The sequence below is a fragment of the Pseudomonas sp. JS425 genome, assembly GCF_018223845.1.
GTDB lineage: Bacteria > Pseudomonadota > Gammaproteobacteria > Pseudomonadales > Pseudomonadaceae > Aquipseudomonas > Aquipseudomonas asiatica.
The window spans coordinates 5,203,215-5,219,297 of sequence record NZ_CP073661.1 but is presented as its reverse complement, the minus strand read 5'-3'; the positions used below and the strand labels follow the sequence as shown (position 1 = coordinate 5,219,297).

The following is a 16,083-nucleotide window of genomic DNA, read 5'->3' as shown; positions in this document are numbered from 1 at the left end:
GTTCCAGATCCTGCGACTTCGTGCCATCAACGCTGGCAGCCAGAATATCTAGTCAGCTTCAACGGTGATTAGTGAATACCCCCAAAAGTCATCATTACTCTTGTCGTTGGCAAGAATGACTGTAGTTAAGGAAACTCCGAACAAGTTGCTCATCAGTCGGAAATGGGCGGCTTAGGGATGCCGAAAAGCCCGCTTTTCAGTCGCTGATTATTGGATAACCAAGGCAAAGCCTTGGTTATCCGGACTCACGGGCGCACCTCTCCCGCAGCAGGCAATAATTGCCGGCGCACCATCCACAGATTCGACAGGGCAAACAGCGTGGTCAGTTGCGCCGTGTTCTTGGCCAAGCCGCGAAAACGAGTCTTTACATAGCCGAACTGGCGTTTGATCACCCGGAACGGGTGCTCCACCTTCGCACGCACTTGCGCCTTGGCCTTTTCGATCTTGCGCTTGGCTTGGTAGAGCACGCTGCGTTTGCTCAAGTGTTTGTAGGTGCTGCGGCGGGCAGCGACCTGCCATATCACCTGCCGTCCCTCGTGTTCTGGCCGCTTTTCCACGCCTGTGTAACCCGCATCCGCACACACGACATTCTCTTCGCCATGCAATAGCTGAGCGACCTCCGTCACGTCAGCTACGTTCGCGGCGGTGCCATGAACGTGATGCACCAGACCCGATTCAGCATCCGCGCCGATGTGGGCCTTCATGCCGAAATAGTACTGGTTGCCCTTCTTCGTTTGATGCATTTCAGGATCGCGCTTGCCTTCCTTGTTCTTGGTCGAACTGGGCGCGTGGATGATGGTCGCGTCGACAATGGTGCCCTGGCGCAACGACAGGCCCTTGTCTTGCAGGTAATTGTTGATGGTTTCCAGAATGCCGGCTGCCAACTGATGCTTCTCCAGCAGGTGCCGGAAGTTCATGATCGTCGTGTCTTCGGGGATCGGAGCGCTGAGCGTCAGACGAGCGAACTGGCGCATCGAAGTGATCTCGTACAGCGCCTCTTCCATGGCGGGATCGCTCAAAGAGAACCAATTCTGCAGCAGGTGAATGCGCAGCATGGTTTCCAGAGGATAAGGCTTGCGGCCACCGCCAGCCTTTGGGTAGTGAGGCTCGATCAACGCCACCAGTCCACTCCACGGTACCACCTGTTCCATCTCGGCCAGGAAACGCTCGCGACGGGTTTGCTTGCGCTTGCCGGCGTACTCGAAATCGGAAAAGCTCATCTGACTCATGGGATGGCGGACTTGTAGAAGGCAGTTGGACGGAGGGCTATTTCAGCACAGGTCAGATGGCCTGTGCTGACTTGATCGGAGAATCCCTAAAGGGTTGTCGCCAGAGCTATAGTACTCGCCATTTTTTGGGTCCACGCGACCGTTACCGGTCAATGTATACCACTCCGTACTTTCCAGAGGGATTTCTACCCATCCTTCCAATTTTCTGTTTCTGTAAAGTCGCAGCAGTTTCTGATTGTTGGAGGCTTCTAGTTCAATCTTGTACGAATCCGAAGTGAGATTGGTTGTTAGTATGGTCGCACTGTAGTACATCCCATCTTTGAAAGCTGTCACGATGTCCTTTTTGAAATGCGAAAGGATATCGTCAGAGTCTCCGGGAATTATTTCATCTGGGGAAGTATAAATAGCATTTGCTCCCTCCTCTTTTAGTGTTCCCAGTTTTTCTCCTTCTAGCTCCCAGCGCAAGGGGGTATTCAAGGATGACTTAAGTGTGAAGCTTTGTCTCAGAGGGAGAATTAGAAAATTTGGCTTGATAGTGTCGATGGTGATTTTCATCATGCGCCTCCATGTTTTGAGGCGTTATTGTTCTATCGGTCCGCTAAAAAATGAAACTGGCAATTTTATCAGTTGCAAAGCGGCTTCAGATGCTTTTCTGCCGCTGATAGAGGGGCAATTTTTGACTTTGAGCTTTGTTCGCGGCGCTTACTGTGTTTAGACAGGTCGCGCCGTAAAGGTTACATGGCACTTTTGAAAAGAAGTGAATCTGAAGCTGTCAATTCCTCCACACCTGCGGGTTCACCAGGTCCCGCGGCCGCTCACCCAGCAGCGCCGCGCGCAGGTTGTCGATTGCCCGGTTGGCCATGGCCTCGCGGGTTTCGGCAGTGGCCGAGCCAATGTGCGGCAAGGTCAGGGCATTGGGCAGCTTGAACAGCGGCGAATCGCTCAGCGGTTCTTTTTCGTACACATCCAGGCCCGCACCGCGAATGGTGCCGTTCTGCAGTGCCTCGATCAGCGCCGCCTCGTCCACCACCGGCCCGCGGGCGATGTTGATCAGGAACGCGCTCGGCTTCATCAGTTGCAACTCACGCGCACCGATCAGCTTGCGGGTGGCATCGGACAACGGCACAACGATGCAGACGAAGTCGGCCTCGGCCAGCAGTTGCTCCAGGCTGCGGAACTGTGCGCCCAGCTCTTGCTCCAGTGCGGTCTTGCGACTGTTGCCGGAATAGATCACCGGCATGTTGAAACCGAACCGGCCGCGACGGGCAATGGCGGCACCGATGTTGCCCATGCCGACGATGCCCAAGGTCTTGCCGTGCACATCGCTGCCGAAGTGGGCCGGGCCTACGGTAGCTTGCCAGTTGCCGGCCTTGGTCCAGGCATCCAGCTCGGCGGTGCGGCGGGCGCAGCCCATGATCAGCGAAAAGCCCAGGTCGGCGGTGCTTTCGGTCAGCACGTCGGGGGTGTTGGTCAGGGCGATGCCGCGTTCGTTGAAGTAGTCCAGGTCGTAGTTGTCGTAGCCGACCGACACGCTGGATACCACCTCCAGCCTGGTCGCCCCTTCGAGTTGCGCCCGGCCGAGCTTGCGGCCAACGCCGATCAGGCCATGGGCCTCGGGCAGGGCTTCGTTGAACTGGGCATTGATGTCGCCGAGCTTGGGGTTCGGCACGATCACGTTGAAGTCTTGCTGCAGGCGTTCGGCCATGGCCGGGGTGATACGGCTGAAGGCCAGGACGGTCTTTTTCATCGGGCAACTTCTCTGCAAGGCGTGGGACGGTGGGGGCTTCTTCGCGGGCACGCCCGCTCCCACAGGTACCGCACAGATTGAAGGCCTGTGCATTACCTGTGGGAGCGGGCGTGCCCGCGAATGGCCTGACAATGGTTAGCAACCTACCATTGTCCGCCCCCGCAATGCAGCAGCTTTTTAGTTGGCAATCATCACCTGATGGGTTTTCAGGTCTGCCTCATGGGCTGCCAGAATCTCCGGCAGCGAGTTGCGCAGGTACTCGACCCAGGTCTTGATCTTGGCATCCAGGTACTGCCGCGACGGGTAGATGGCGTACAGGTTCAGCTCCTGCAGCCGGTACTCGGGCAGCACCCGTACCAGGCTGCCATCGCGCAGGCCGTCGATGGCCGAATAGATTGGCAGCACGCCCACGCCCATGCCGCTGCGGATGGCGGTCTTCATGGCATCGGCAGTATTGACCATGAACGGCGAGCTGGTGATGTTGACCATTTCCTGGCCTTCCGGCCCGTCGAACAGCCATTTTTCCAACGGGATCACCGGGCTGACCATGCGCAGGCAGGCGTGCTTGAGCAGGTCGGCAGGCTTGTGCGCCACGCCGTGGCGGGCGATGTAGGCGGGCGAGGCGCAGACGATGCTGTAGGTGATGCCCAGGCGCTGGGACACGAACCCCGAGTCGGGCAGTTCGGTGGCCAGCACGATGGACACGTCATAGCCCTCGTCGAGCAGGTCAGGCACGCGGTTGGCCATGGTCAGGTCGAAGGTCACGTCCGGGTGCGATTCGCGGTAGCGGGCGATGGCGTCGACCACGAAGTGCTGACCGACCCCGGTCATCGAGTGCACCTTCAACTGCCCGGCCGGGCGGGCATGGGCGTCGCTGGCCTCGGCTTCGGCTTCTTCGACATAGGTAAGAATCTGTTCGCAACGCATCAGGTAGCGCTTGCCGGCTTCGGTCAGCGCAATGCGGCGGGTGGTGCGGTTGAGCAGCCTTGTTTGCAGATGGGCTTCCAGGTTGGAGACCGCCCGCGACACGTTCGCGGTGGTCGTATCCAGTTGCCCGGCGGCAGCGGTAAAGCTGCCGAGTTGGGCTACGCAACTGAAAGCACGCATGTTTTGCAGGGTGTCCATGGGTCACTCTCGATGTAGAGGACAAAATTGTGTCACGAAGTAACGTAAAAGAGATGAAAAGTTGCCTTCGACCAAAGGCGGATTATCGCTGTTTTGGTAACAAAGATTCGCAGGAATCCACGCTTATCGCCAGTGCTGCCGCCCCCTAGAATTGCCCGGCCCCTTCACCTCTTCCTCGGGAAATCGCAGCTGTGCCGCGTCGCATCATCAGAACGCTCAATGCGTTCAGTGCCTGTGCCCTTGCCCTCACCTTGAGCGGCTGTATCGGAACCTGGGGCATTGCCCCGCAAAGCAAGACGCTGCAAGCCAATACCCTGACCACCGACGCGGCCATACGCGAAGCCGCGACCGACGCCCACTGGCCCGACCAGCAGTGGTGGCACGCCTATGGCGACCCACAACTGGACCGCTGGGTTGCCCTGGCCGTGGCCGGCAGCCCGAGCCTGGCCATGGCTGCGGCGCGGGTGCGCGAAGCCAAGGCCATGGCCGGCGTGGTCGAGTCGGCGGAAAAACTCCAGGGCAACGGCCAGGCCACGCTCAAGCGCCACAACTGGCCTGAAGACCAGTTCTATGGCCCGGGCGCGCTGTCCGGCGCCAATACCTGGGACAACAACGCCGCCATTGGCTTCAGCTATGCGCTCGACCTGTGGGGCCGCGAACGCAACGCCAGCGAGCAGGCCGTGGACCAGGCGCACATGAGCGTGGCCGAAGCCCGCCAGGCGCAGCTGGAGCTGCAGAACAACGTGGTGCGCGCCTACATCCAGCTGAGCCTGCACTTCGCCCAGCGCGATATCGTCAAGGCCGAGCTGGAACAGCAGGAGCAGATCCTGGCCCTGGCCAAGCGCCGCCTGGATGCCGGCATCGGCACTCACTTCGAAGTCAGCCAGGCCGAAGCACCGTTGCCGGAAACCCACCGCCAGCTCGACAGCCTGGACGAAGAAATTGCCCTGGCCCGCAACCAGCTGGCCGCCCTGGCCGGCAAGGGCCCGGGGGAGGGCGCGCAGTTGCAGCGCCCGAGCCTGGCCCTGGCCGCGCCGCTGAGGCTGCCGTCGAACCTGCCGGCCGAACTGGTCGGCCAGCGCCCCGACGTGGTCGCCAGCCGTTGGCAGGTAGCCGCCCAGGCGCGGGGCATCGATGTCGCTCACGCCGGCTTCTTCCCCAACGTCGACCTGGTCGGCAGCCTTGGCTTCATGGCAACCGGTGGTGGCCCGCTGGAATTCCTCACCGGGCGCAAGTTCAACTACAACGTTGGCCCGGCCATCAGCTTGCCGATCTTCGACGGTGGCCGCCTGCGCTCGCAGCTGGGCGTGGCCTCGGCGGGCTATGACGTGGCCGTGGCGCGCTACAACCAGACCGTGGTCGGTGCGCTGAAGAACATCTCCGACCAGCTGATTCGCCGTGAGTCGATGAAAGAGCAGTCGCACTTCGCCGCCGAGTCGGTAGCGGCCGCGCAGAAAACCTACGACATTGCCATGGTCGCCTTCCAGCGTGGCCTTACCGACTACCTCAACGTGCTCAACGCCCAGACCTTGCTGTTCCGCCAGCAGCAGGTGCAACAGCAGGTGCAGGCTGCCCGCCTGATTGCCCATGCCGAGCTGGTCACCGCCCTGGGCGGTGGCTTGCAGGCTGGTCAGGATGTGCCGAAAGAGGAGCGCCAGGCCGCACCGAAAACCCCGGCCACCCTGGCCATTCTCGACAAGAAGCCGGATAACGCCGAATGAGCACTTCCAGTTTGCCCGTGCGCTGGCTGCAGAGCCTGGAATGGCGCCGGGGCTTCTTTGCCTGGGCGCGCACCGACGGGGTGACCTGGGTGTACATCTTCAAGGTGCTGGCCGCTGCGTTCATCACCCTGTGGCTGGCCATGCGCCTGGAGCTGCCGCAACCGCGCACGGCGATGATCACCGTGTTCATCGTCATGCAGCCGCAAAGCGGGCATGTGTTCGCCAAGAGCTTCTACCGGGTGCTCGGCACCCTGGCCGGCTCGGCGATGATGGTGGCGCTGATCGCCATATTCCCGCAGAACACCGAGCTGTTCCTGCCCAGCCTGGCCCTGTGGGTAGGCCTGTGTTCGGCCGGTGCCATGCGCTACCGCACCTTCCGCGCTTATGGCTTCGTGCTGGCCGGCTACACCGCGGCGATGATCGGCCTGCCGGTGCTTGAGCACCCTGACCAGGCTTTCATGGCGGCGGTATGGCGGGTGCTGGAAATCGCCCTGGGCATTCTGGTGTCGACCTTCGTCAGCGCCGCGATCCTGCCGCAGTCGGCCAGTGCCGCCATGCGCAACGCCCTGTACCAGCGCTTTGGCGTGTTCGCCGGGGTGGTGGTCGAGGCCCTGCGCGGCGAAAGCCAGCGGGACCGCTTCGAGAGCAGCAACGTGCGCTTCGTCGCTGAAGCAGTGGGCCTCGAGAGCCTGCGCAACGTCACCGCCTTCGAAGACCCGCACATGCGCCGGCGCTCTGGTCGCCTGGTGCGCATGAACAGCGAGTTCATGGCCATCACCACGCGCTTCAATGCCCTGCACCGTTTGCTGGAACGCCTTCGCGCCCGCGGCCCGCTGCAGATCGTCGGCGCCATCGAGCCAGGCCTGAACACCCTGGTGGAGCTGTTGCAGCCTTACGTGGGCCGGGCGCTGACCGACGCCGATGCGCTGCGCCTGACCCTGGAGCTGGCCGCCTACAAGGAAGGCTTGCAGGCACAGGTGCGCGGCTTGCGCGCCGAGTACCTGGCAACCGAGCCGAGCGAGTCCGACCTGCTCGACTTCCATACTGCCTTCGAGCTGCTCTACCGCTTCGTCGACGAGATGTACAGTTATGCCGAAACCCATGCCTCGCTGGCAGCGCACCGGCACGAACGCGAGCAGTGGGATGAGCCCTACGTGGCGCAGACCAGCTGGCTGGTATCGTTGGCCGCCGGTGTGCGCGCCTCGGCGGTGCTGTTGTTGCTGGGCAGCTACTGGCTGCTCAGCGACTGGCCCAGCGGCGCCATGATGACCCTGATCGCCTCCGTCACCGTGGGCCTGTCTGCGGCCTCGCCGAACCCCAAGCGCATGTCGTTCCAGATGGCCTGCGGCACGGCGATTGGTGCCTTCGTCGGCTTCTTCGAAACCTTCTTTGTGTTCCCCTGGATCGACGGTTTCCCGCTGCTGTGCATGGTCCTGGCACCGGTGTTCGTACTGGGCGCGTTCCTCTCGTCACGGCCGGCCTATGCCGGCTACGGCATCGGCCTGCTGGTGTTCTTCGCCATCGGCTCGGTGCCGAACAACCTCACCGTGTATGACCCGTACACCTTCATCAACGACTACATCGGCATGGTCATCGGCATGTTCGTCTGTGCCGCTGCCGGGGCGATCATCCTGCCGCCCAACAGCCGCTGGCTGTGGAGCCGCCTGGAGCAGGAACTGCGCGAGCAGGTGCTGTTCGCCATCAGCGGGCGCCTGCGCGGCCTGGGTTCAGCCTTCGAAAGCCGCACCCGTGACCTGCTGCACCAGGCCTATGGCCTGGCAGCCGGCAAGCCGCAGGTACAGAGCCAGTTGATGGGCTGGATGTTCACCGTGCTGGAAATCGGCCATGCCATCATCGAGCTGCGCAAGGAGCAGGCCCGCGCACCGGTGCACCCGGCCTACGCCGAGTCGCAGCCCTGGCGCCAGGCGATCCGCGTGATGGGCCGTGCCCTGGCCCGGTTGTTCCTTCAGCCCAGCGCCAGCAACCACGAACGCGCGCTGGTGGCAGTGGACCACGCCATCGCCCGCGTGCAGGCCACCGACGAGCCCTTCGCCCGCCACTTCGACACTTCGGTGCTGCGCCGCGCGCAAAGCTACCTGCACTTCATCCGATCTTCCCTGCTCGACCCACAGTCGCCGTTGGCACCGGCGAAAGGACTGCACGATGCTCCGTGAAACCATGCCCCGTGAAATCGCCTTCCATGGCGTGTACATGCCCACCATGACCTTGATGTTCCTGTTCGCCCTGGGCCTGGCCTGGGGGCTGGACCGGTACATTGCCAGCCATGATGGCTACCGCTTCTTCTGGCACCCGGCGCTGCTGCGCCTGAGCCTGTTCGTCTGCCTATTCGGCGCCCTGGCGCTGTCGCTCTACTGGTGAGAATCCTTCGATGAAAAAGTTCTTCAGCCTGATCGCCACCCTGTTGGTGCTTGCCGCTGCCGTGGTGATCGGTCGCCAGTTGTGGCTGCACTACATGACCACGCCTTGGACTCGCGACGGCCGTGTGCGTGCCGACATCATCAACGTCGCTGCCGACGTGCCTGGTTATGTGGTGGATGTGCCGGTCAAGGACAACCAGCGGGTGAAGAAGGGCGACCTGCTGATCCAGATCGACCCCGAGCATTACCAATTGGCGGTCGACCAGGCCAAGGCGCAGGTTGCATCGCGCAAGGCCACCTGGGAGATGCGCAAGGTCAACGCCAAGCGCCGTGCCGACATGGACAACCTGGTGATTTCCAAGGAAAACCGCGATGACGCCAGCAACATCGCCAACTCCGCCCAGGCGGACTACCAGCAGGCCCTTGCCGAGCTGGCTGCCGCCGAACTGAACCTCAAGCGCACCCATATCGTGGCCACGGTGGACGGCTACGTGACCAACCTGAATATCCACAAGGGTGACTATGCGCGTACCGGTGAAGCGGTGATGGCGGTGGTCGACGAGAATTCGTTCTGGGTATACGGGTTCTTCGAGGAGACCAAGCTGCCGCATGTGAAGGTGGGTGACCAGGCCGAGCTGCAGATGATGAGCGGCGAGCGCATCAAGGGCCACGTGGAGAGCATCGCCCGCGGCATCTACGACCGCGACAACCCACAAAGCCGCGAGTTGATCGCCGATGTGAACCCGACCTTCAACTGGGTGCGGCTGGCGCAGCGGGTGCCGGTGCGCATTCATATCGATGAAGTGCCGGACGGGTTTTTGCTGGCGGCGGGTACGACTTGTACGGTGGTGGTGAAGCCGAGCGAGGGCTGAGCCGGGGTGAGGTGGTGCAGCTACTGGCCTCTTCGCGGGCTTGCCCGCTCCCACAAGTGGTGCGCTGCTCTTGGGGCTGGCGCAAATCCTGTGGGAGCGGCGCAGTTAGCTTGCTGCCCCCACCAACACTGGTACCCTCACCCGATCAATCACCTTCGCGCTGATCGACGGGTCCAGCATCCGCCCCAGCCGCGACAGGTGGCGGTGGCCCATGATGATCAGTTCACAATCCAGTTCCTGCGCCTTGGCCACGATCGCCTCGACCGGCTGCCCGGCCACCATGCAGCCCCGGCTGGCGAAGCCGGCTTGCTGCAACTCGCGCACCGCCTCGGCCACGGCCTGGTCGGCCTGGTGCTGCTCTTCGCAGGCGGCGGGGTATTCTTCCAGTTCTTCTGCGGTGTAAGGCGCGGGTTGGTCGTGGACGGCGAAGGTAGAGTCGATGGCCAGCAGCACGTGCAGTTCGTGGTCGTCGGGGCGGCAGTAGCGGCGGGCGAGGGTGAGCAGGGCAGTGGATGCAGGGGAGGCGTCGATGGCGATCAGGACGGGGCTGGGCATGTGGAATCCTTGTTTCAGGCTGGCTAAGGGGTTGTCTGTTCTGGCCTCTTCGCGGGTAAACCCGCTCCCACAGGTGCGCCACAGTATTCAAAGCCTGTGCAGTCACTGTGGGAGCGGGTTCACCCGCGAAGAGGCCGAACCTGCCATTCCTCATTCTTGGCTCAATCCACCCTCAGGATAAATGCCCCACCACGCATGAGCGCATTGCGTCTGGTGCAATCCAGCAACCTGCTACCATCGCCATTCCCCACAGCTGTAACGGAAAACGGCCATGCAACTCCCGGACATGAACCTGCTCGTCGCCCTCGATGCCCTGCTCGACGAAGGTAGCGTGGTCGGCGCGGCGCAGCGCATGAACCTCAGCCCGGCGGCGATGAGCCGGACCCTGGGGCGTATCCGCGATGCGTTGGGTGACCCGATCCTGGTGCGCGCCGGTCGCGGCTTGGTGCCGACGCCGCGGGCGCTGGCCCTGCGCGAGCAGGTGGCGGCGTTGGTGGAGCAGGCCGGCGAGGTGTTCCGCAGTGGCGACGAGGTCGACCTGCCCAAGCTTGACCGGGCCTTCAACATCCGCACCAACGACCTGTTCATCGCCCTGTACGGCGCCCAGTTGCTGCGGCGCATGCACGAACAGGCACCGCGCACGGTGCTGCGCTTCGTGCCGGAAAGCCCCGGCGGCGATGACGACAGCGTGCTGCGCGACGGGCGTACCGACCTGATCATCAGCTCGACCGTGGACCTGGGGCCGGAGATCAAGGTACAGAGCCTGTTCCAGACCTACTATGTGGGCCTGGCGCGGCGCGACCACCCGATCTTCGAGCAGCCGATCACGGCGCACAGCTTTGCCAGTTATCCACAGATCAGCGTGTCACGCCGTGGACGGGCCAATGGGCCGATCGATGTGGAACTGGCCAACTTCAAGGTGCAACGGCGGGTGGCGCTGATTACCCCGAGCTTTCACTCGGCGCTGTTCTCGCTGCCGGATTCCGACCTGATCCTGCCGATGCCGGCCAACATCCTCAACAGCGTGCACAAGCTAGGGCTGCCGCTGCGCTCGTTCGAGATCCCGGTGCCGCTAGAGCGGGTCAACGTGCTGCAGGCATGGCACCCACGGTTTCACAATGACCCCGCGCATCGGTGGTTGCGGCAGACCCTGAAGGCTTGCTGCAGTGTCGACCCTTGAGTGATGTTCTGCCTGGGCCGGCCTTTTCGCGGGTGAACCCGCTCCCACAGGTACAACACACCTCTCAAGGCCTGTGATGTCCCTGTGGGAGCGGGTTCACCCGCGAAGCAGGCGACTGGGTTTTGAAGTGGATTGCGCCTGACGCAACATAAACCTACCGATAAGTCAGTTTTCGTCAGCATTCGACCTTCTTAGACTTGCTCCAGTCGCAAATTTGTTGCTGGAGATGTCTGCCCATGAGTTCCCTGTCCGCCCCGTCTGCCGTGATTGCCGCCGCCCCCGCGCCGGCCGCGCCTGCGCAGACTGCGTTCGGCCTGCAGGTAGTGGTCGGGCTGTTCGGTGTGCTGCTGGCCGTGTTGTGCGCGGGCCTCAACGAGTCGGTGACCAAGATCTCCCTGGCCGATATCCGTGGGGCCATGGGCATCGGTGCCGACGAAGGCGCCTGGCTGCTGGCGGTCTACAGCGCCGCCTCGGTTTCGGCCATGGCCTTCGCGCCATGGCTGGCCACCACGTTCTCGCTGCGGCGCTTCACCATGAGCGCGATCGGTCTGTTCGCCGTGCTCGGCCTGCTGCAACCGTTCGCCCCCAACCTGCACAGCCTGATGCTGCTGCGTGTGCTCCAGGGCTTCGCCTCTGGTGCCTTGCCGCCGATGTTGATGAGCGTGGCCCTGCGCTTCCTGCCACCGGGCATCAAGGTCTATGGCCTGGCCTGCTATGCCCTCACCGCCACCTTCGGCCCCAACCTCGGCACGCCGCTGGCAGGGCTGTGGACTGAATACGTCGGTTGGCAGTGGGCGTTCTGGCAGATCATCCTGCCCTCGGCGCTGGCCATGTTCTGCGTCGGTTGGGGCCTGCCGCAGGACCCGCTGCGCCTGGAGCGCTTCAAGCAGTTCGACTGGCGCGGCGTGCTGCTCGGCCTGCCCGCCATCAGCTGCATCGTGCTGGGCCTGTCGCTGGGTGACCGCTGGGGCTGGTTCGATTCGCCGCTGATCTGCTGGCTGCTCGGCGGTGGCCTGCTGTTGCTGGTGCTGTTCATGTACAACGAATGGTCCGAGCCGTTGCCATTCTTCCAGTTGCGCATGCTGTCGCGGCGCAACCTGAGTTTCGCTCTGGTGACCCTGGCCGGTGTGCTGATCGTGCTCTCGGGCGTCGGCAGCATTCCGTCGGCCTATCTGGCGCAGATTCAGGGCTACCGCCCGGCGCAGACCAGCCCGCTGATGATGCTGGTGGCCATGCCGCAGCTGGTCGCCCTGCCGTTGACGGCGGCGCTGTGCAATATCCGCGCAGTGGACTGCCGCTGGGTGCTGGGGATCGGCCTGGCGATGCTGGCGGTGTCCTGTGTCGGCAGCAGCCTGCTGACCAGCGAGTGGATCCGGGGTGACTTCTACCCGTTCTACCTGCTGCAGGTGCTCGGCCAGCCAATGGCAGTGCTGCCGCTGCTGATGCTGTCCACCAACGGCATGACCCCACAGGAAGGCCCGTTCGCCTCCAGCTGGTTCAACACTGTCAAAGGCCTGGCCGCAGTGATCGCCGGTGGCCTGCTGGACGCCTTGGGCACCCTGCGCCGGCACTTTCATTCCAACCACCTGGTGGACAGCCTTGGCAACGCCCCGCTGGTCGACGGTAACGCAGCCGGCCTGGCCAGGCGCATCCACGACCAGGCGCTGGTGCTGACCTCGGCCGACCTCTACCTGGTCATGGCCTGCATTGCCGTGGCCCTGATCTGCCTGATTCCTTTCGTGCCTACCCGGGTCTATCCGCCGCGCGCGGTGGCCTGAACCCTGGATGAATTCGAGAACCACTTAAATGACCAACAACCGCAAAACCCTGTTCATCGGCTCGGTGCTTGCCGTGGCCGTCCTGGCTGCCATCGTCGGCCCGTGGATGTTTGGCAGCGACCACCGCCAGAGCACCAATGACGCGTATGTTGTCGCCGACTACACCGTGGTCGCGCCCAAGATCGCCGGCTTCATCAAGGACGTGCTGGTGGAGGACAACCAGCAGGTCAAGGCCGGCCAGTTGCTGGCTACCATCGATGCCCGTGACTACCAGGCCGCGCTGGATGCTGCGCAGGCGCAGTTGCTGGTGGCCCAGGCGCAAAGCGCCGATGCCCGTGCCACCCTCGAGCGCCAGGCGTCGCTGATTGCCCAAGCTGAGGCTGCAGTGAAAGCGGCCCAGGCCGAAGCTGCGTTCGCCGACCATGAGGTCAACCGCTACAGCCGCCTGGCCGAGCAAGGTGCCGGCACCGTGCAGAACGCCCAGCAGGCACGCAGCGGGGTCGACCAGGCCCGCGCACGCCTGGCCAATGCCCAGGCGGCACTGGTAGCGGCGCGCAAGCAGGTGGATATCCTTACCGCCCAGGTGGCCAGTGCCGACGGCCAGCTGAAGCGGGCCGAGGCAGGGCTGGAAAAGGCCCAGCTCGATCTGTCCTACACCCGCATCACCGCGCCGGTGGACGGCATGGTCGGCGAGCGTGCCTTGCGTGTCGGTGCCTACGTCAACCCGGGCGCCCGCCTGCTGTCGGTGGTGCCGTTGCAGCAGGCCTACGTGGTCGGCAACTTCCAGGAAACCCAGCTGACCCACGTACAGCCTGGCCAGGCCGTGAGCATCAGCGTCGACACCTTTGCCGGTGAGAAGCTGCAAGGCCATGTGGAAAGCATCGCCCCGGCCACCGGTGTGACCTTCGCTGCGGTCAAGCCGGACAACGCTACCGGCAACTTCACCAAGGTGGTGCAGCGCATCCCGGTGAAGATCGTTTTCCATGACGGCCAGCCGCTGCTTGCCCGCCTGCGCGTGGGCATGTCGGTGGAAGCGACCATCGACACCCGTGGTGACAAGCTGGACGGCAAAGAGGTAAGTGCACGATGAAAGCGGCATTACGCTTGAGCCCGTTGCTGCTGGCCGTATTGATGGCCGGCTGCACCTTGGGCCCTGACTTCCAGCGCCCTGACAGCCAGGCCCCGCAACAGTGGGCGCCGCTGCAAGGCGAGGCGGCGGCCAGCCAGCCGCAGGCCGAACCGCTGGAACTGCGCTGGTGGGAGAGCTTCCACGACGCCCGCCTGAGTGCCTTGATCCAACGCGTTGCCGAGCGCAATCTCGACCTGCAGATGGCCAGCGCCCGCCTGCTGCAAAGCCGCGCCCTGCGCAGCACCGTGGCTGCCGACGAAGTACCGTCAGTGGACGTAAACGCCGGCTACAGCCGTGCGCGCAATAGTGCCGAAGGCCTGAGTGACCCGTCCGGCAAGGCGGGCAAGGAAGCCTTCAACCTCTGGCAGGGTGACCTTGTGGCCGGCTGGGAGCTGGACCTGTGGGGCCGTGTGCGGCGCCAGGTCGAGGCTGCCGATGCCACGGTCGAAGTGGCCGAGAACGACCGCCGCGGCGTGCTGTTGGCATTGCTTTCGGAAACCGCAGGCAACTATATCCAGCTGCGCGCTGTGCAGCACACCATCGATGTGACCCGCGACAACCTCAAGGTCGCCCAGCACAGCCTGAAGTTGTCCGAGAACCGCCAGGCCGAAGGTGTCGCCACGCGCCTGGACGTGGCTCAGGCCAGTGCCCAGGTCGCCTCGATCGAGTCGCGCCTGCCTAGCCTGGAAGCGCGGCGCGACGACTTGATCAACGCCCTCAGCCTGCTTGCCGCCGAACCGCCGCGCAGCCTGCAGGCCGAGTTGCTGCAGGGCGGCGAACTGCCTGCGCCGCAGCAGAAGTTCGCCATTGGCCTGCCGTCCGAACTGGCCGAACGCCGCCCGGACATTCGCCAGGCCGAGGCTCGTTTGCATGCTGCCACCGCCAGCATTGGCGTGGCCAAGGCCGACTTCTACCCCAGCATCCGGCTGTCGGGCAGTGTCGGGTTCCAGGCTATGCAGCTGTCCGATTTCGGCGCCTGGGATTCACGCCGCTTCGCCTTCGGGCCGCAGCTGTCGCTGCCGATCTTCGAGGGTGGCCGGCTCAAGGGCACCTTGGAGCTGCGCGAGGCGCAGCAGCAGGAAGCGGCGCTGAACTACCGCAAGGTGGTGCTGGGTGCCTGGCATGAAATCGACGATGTGCTACGCCTGTACAACGCCAGCCAGCTGCGCCGCGACCACTTGGCCGAGGCGGTGCGGCAGAACCGCATCGCCCTGGAAACTGCCCAGCGCCAGTATGTGGAAGGGGCGGTGGACTTTCTCAATGTGCTCACGGTGCAGGGGGCTTTGCTGGCCAGCGAGGAGCAGTGGATCGACAGTTCTGCGGCGGTGTCGCAGGCGCTGGTGGGGTTGTACAAGGCCCTGGGTGGTGGCTGGCAGGCGTTTGATGAGCAGCCTGTGAAGAAAGTGTGATTTTTTGGGGCTGCAAAGCAGCCCCGGCAATTGTCATGATTACCGAGGAGGCACAGATGCACATTTCCCTGAACGGCAAGCGCGCCATCGTCAGCGGCTCCACCGCCGGCATCGGCCTGGCCATCGCCATCGGCCTGGCCGAGGCGGGGGCCGAAGTGGTCCTCAACGGTCGCACCCAGGCCCGGGTCGACGAAGCCCTCAAAGTTGTGCGCGAGCGCCTGCCGCAGTCGCGCATCATCGGCATCGCTGCCGACCTGGGCACCCAGGCCGGTGCGCAGACGCTTTTCAAGCAGGTGCCGCACACCGACATCCTGGTCAACAACCTGGGCATCTTCGAGCCCAAGCCGTTCTTCGAGATCGAGGATGAGGACTGGCAGCGTTTCTTCGACGTCAATGTGCTCAGTGCCGTTCGCCTGTCGCGCCACTATGCCCCGGGCATGGCCGAGCGCAACTGGGGGCGAGTGGTGTTCCTGTCCAGTGAGTCGGCGCTGCAGATCCCGACCGAGATGATTCATTACGGCATGACCAAGACCGCATTGCTGGCGGTGTCGCGTGGGCTGGCCGAGACCCTGGCCGGCACCGGGGTGACGGTGAATTCGGTGTTGCCGGGGCCTACGCGTTCGGAAGGTGTGGGCGACTTCTTTACCAGGCTGGCCGAGGAGCAGGGGGTGTCGACTGAAGAGCTGGAAGCCAACTTCCTGGCCGAGCACCGGCCGACCTCGCTGATCAAGCGGCTGGCGACGGTGGAGGAGGTGGCGAACATGGTGGTGTACCTGGCATCGATGCAGGCCAGTGCCACTACCGGGGCTGCCTTGCGGGTGGATGGCGGGGTGCTGCGTTCCATTGCCTGATCTGTTTTGCCTGTACCGGCCTCTTCGCGGGTAAACCCGCTTCCACAGGTATCGCACAGGGCTCAAATTCTGTGGGGTACCTGTGGGAGCGGGTTTACCCGCGAAGAGG

14 protein-coding genes are annotated in these 16,083 nt (G+C 63.6%); 9 read left to right on the top strand and 5 right to left on the bottom strand.

Features of this window, described 5'->3' with window-relative positions; translation table 11 throughout:
• Positions 1–245: 245 nt before the first annotated feature.
• The 4 genes from KDB76_RS24035 to KDB76_RS24020 all read right to left on the bottom strand — a co-directional run bounded on the left by KDB76_RS24035 (position 246) and on the right by KDB76_RS24020 (position 4,101).
• Positions 246–1,229: an IS5-like element IS2000 family transposase gene (locus KDB76_RS24035; protein ID WP_013973047.1), complete on the bottom strand. Its 984-nt coding sequence runs from the start codon at positions 1,227–1,229 to the stop codon at positions 246–248.
• 42 nt (positions 1,230–1,271) lie between these two features.
• A complete protein-coding gene (locus KDB76_RS24030; protein WP_212632197.1) occupies positions 1,272–1,784 on the bottom strand; it encodes a hypothetical protein in 513 nt (170 codons plus the stop codon).
• A gap of 217 nt (positions 1,785–2,001) precedes the next feature.
• Positions 2,002–2,976, bottom strand: a complete 975-nt coding sequence (locus KDB76_RS24025; protein ID WP_013974173.1) for a D-glycerate dehydrogenase — start codon at positions 2,974–2,976, stop codon at positions 2,002–2,004.
• Between the two features lie 177 nt (positions 2,977–3,153).
• Positions 3,154–4,101: a LysR family transcriptional regulator gene (locus KDB76_RS24020; protein ID WP_013974172.1), complete on the bottom strand. Its 948-nt coding sequence runs from the start codon at positions 4,099–4,101 to the stop codon at positions 3,154–3,156.
• Positions 4,102–4,292: 191 nt separating this feature from the next.
• Between KDB76_RS24020 and KDB76_RS24015 the strand changes: the two genes are divergently transcribed.
• From KDB76_RS24015 to KDB76_RS24000, 4 genes are read left to right on the top strand one after another with little or no spacing between them, the layout of a single operon-like run.
• Positions 4,293–5,822 (top strand): efflux transporter outer membrane subunit, encoded by a 1,530-nt coding sequence (locus KDB76_RS24015; protein ID WP_013974171.1) that lies wholly within the window; start codon positions 4,293–4,295, stop codon positions 5,820–5,822.
• Positions 5,819–7,996: an FUSC family protein gene (locus KDB76_RS24010; RefSeq protein ID WP_038410136.1), complete on the top strand. Its 2,178-nt coding sequence runs from the start codon at positions 5,819–5,821 to the stop codon at positions 7,994–7,996. Before KDB76_RS24015 ends, KDB76_RS24010 begins: the two co-directional genes overlap by 4 nt.
• 4 nt (positions 7,997–8,000) lie before the next feature.
• Positions 8,001–8,201: a DUF1656 domain-containing protein gene (locus KDB76_RS24005; RefSeq protein ID WP_003257154.1), complete on the top strand. Its 201-nt coding sequence runs from the start codon at positions 8,001–8,003 to the stop codon at positions 8,199–8,201.
• A 10-nt stretch (positions 8,202–8,211) separates the two neighbouring features.
• Positions 8,212–9,072 (top strand): HlyD family secretion protein, encoded by an 861-nt coding sequence (locus tag KDB76_RS24000; RefSeq protein WP_013974168.1) that lies wholly within the window; start codon positions 8,212–8,214, stop codon positions 9,070–9,072.
• Positions 9,073–9,177: 105 nt separating this feature from the next.
• Here the strand turns inward: KDB76_RS24000 and KDB76_RS23995 are convergent, their stop codons facing one another.
• On the bottom strand, positions 9,178–9,627 hold the full coding sequence (locus KDB76_RS23995; protein WP_013974167.1) for a universal stress protein: 450 nt from the start codon (positions 9,625–9,627) through the stop codon (positions 9,178–9,180).
• A gap of 271 nt (positions 9,628–9,898) precedes the next feature.
• Between KDB76_RS23995 and KDB76_RS23990 the strand changes: the two genes are divergently transcribed.
• The 5 genes from KDB76_RS23990 (at position 9,899) to KDB76_RS23970 (ending at position 15,974) form a co-directional block, all read left to right on the top strand.
• A complete protein-coding gene (locus KDB76_RS23990; protein WP_024087722.1) occupies positions 9,899–10,807 on the top strand; it encodes a LysR family transcriptional regulator in 909 nt (302 codons plus the stop codon).
• Positions 10,808–11,043: 236 nt separating this feature from the next.
• The gene (locus KDB76_RS23985) at positions 11,044–12,585 is read left to right on the top strand and encodes an MFS transporter (protein WP_024087721.1); all 1,542 of its coding nucleotides are present in this window, start codon (positions 11,044–11,046) and stop codon (positions 12,583–12,585) included.
• Positions 12,586–12,613: 28 nt separating this feature from the next.
• Positions 12,614–13,675, top strand: a complete 1,062-nt coding sequence (locus KDB76_RS23980) for an HlyD family secretion protein (RefSeq protein WP_038410135.1) — start codon at positions 12,614–12,616, stop codon at positions 13,673–13,675.
• Complete coding sequence (locus tag KDB76_RS23975) at positions 13,672–15,123, top strand: efflux transporter outer membrane subunit (protein WP_038410134.1); 1,452 nt, start codon at positions 13,672–13,674, stop codon at positions 15,121–15,123. The genes KDB76_RS23980 and KDB76_RS23975 overlap by 4 nt, the downstream gene beginning before the upstream one ends.
• A gap of 56 nt (positions 15,124–15,179) precedes the next feature.
• Positions 15,180–15,974 carry an SDR family oxidoreductase gene (locus tag KDB76_RS23970; protein ID WP_024087720.1) on the top strand — a complete coding sequence of 265 codons (795 nt, stop codon included), beginning with the start codon at positions 15,180–15,182 and terminating at the stop codon, positions 15,972–15,974.
• Positions 15,975–16,083: the final 109 nt, after the last annotated feature.

Excerpts from the sequence above, each read along its gene's own strand:
- KDB76_RS23990 (WP_024087722.1), top strand. The coding sequence starts at position 9,899 with ATGCAACTCCCGGACATGAACCTGCTCGTCGCCCTCGATGCCCTGCTC.
- KDB76_RS24035 (WP_013973047.1), bottom strand. The coding sequence starts at position 1,229 with ATGAGTCAGATGAGCTTTTCCGATTTCGAGTACGCCGGCAAGCGCAAG.
- KDB76_RS23975 (WP_038410134.1), top strand. The coding sequence starts at position 13,672 with ATGAAAGCGGCATTACGCTTGAGCCCGTTGCTGCTGGCCGTATTGATG.
- KDB76_RS24020 (WP_013974172.1), bottom strand. The coding sequence starts at position 4,101 with ATGGACACCCTGCAAAACATGCGTGCTTTCAGTTGCGTAGCCCAACTC.
- KDB76_RS23970 (WP_024087720.1), top strand. The coding sequence starts at position 15,180 with ATGCACATTTCCCTGAACGGCAAGCGCGCCATCGTCAGCGGCTCCACC.
- KDB76_RS23995 (WP_013974167.1), bottom strand. The coding sequence starts at position 9,627 with ATGCCCAGCCCCGTCCTGATCGCCATCGACGCCTCCCCTGCATCCACT.
- KDB76_RS24000 (WP_013974168.1), top strand. The coding sequence starts at position 8,212 with ATGAAAAAGTTCTTCAGCCTGATCGCCACCCTGTTGGTGCTTGCCGCT.
- KDB76_RS24030 (WP_212632197.1), bottom strand. The coding sequence starts at position 1,784 with ATGAAAATCACCATCGACACTATCAAGCCAAATTTTCTAATTCTCCCT.
- KDB76_RS24010 (WP_038410136.1), top strand. The coding sequence starts at position 5,819 with ATGAGCACTTCCAGTTTGCCCGTGCGCTGGCTGCAGAGCCTGGAATGG.
- KDB76_RS24025 (WP_013974173.1), bottom strand. The coding sequence starts at position 2,976 with ATGAAAAAGACCGTCCTGGCCTTCAGCCGTATCACCCCGGCCATGGCC.
- KDB76_RS23980 (WP_038410135.1), top strand. The coding sequence starts at position 12,614 with ATGACCAACAACCGCAAAACCCTGTTCATCGGCTCGGTGCTTGCCGTG.
- KDB76_RS23985 (WP_024087721.1), top strand. The coding sequence starts at position 11,044 with ATGAGTTCCCTGTCCGCCCCGTCTGCCGTGATTGCCGCCGCCCCCGCG.
- KDB76_RS24005 (WP_003257154.1), top strand. The coding sequence starts at position 8,001 with ATGCCCCGTGAAATCGCCTTCCATGGCGTGTACATGCCCACCATGACC.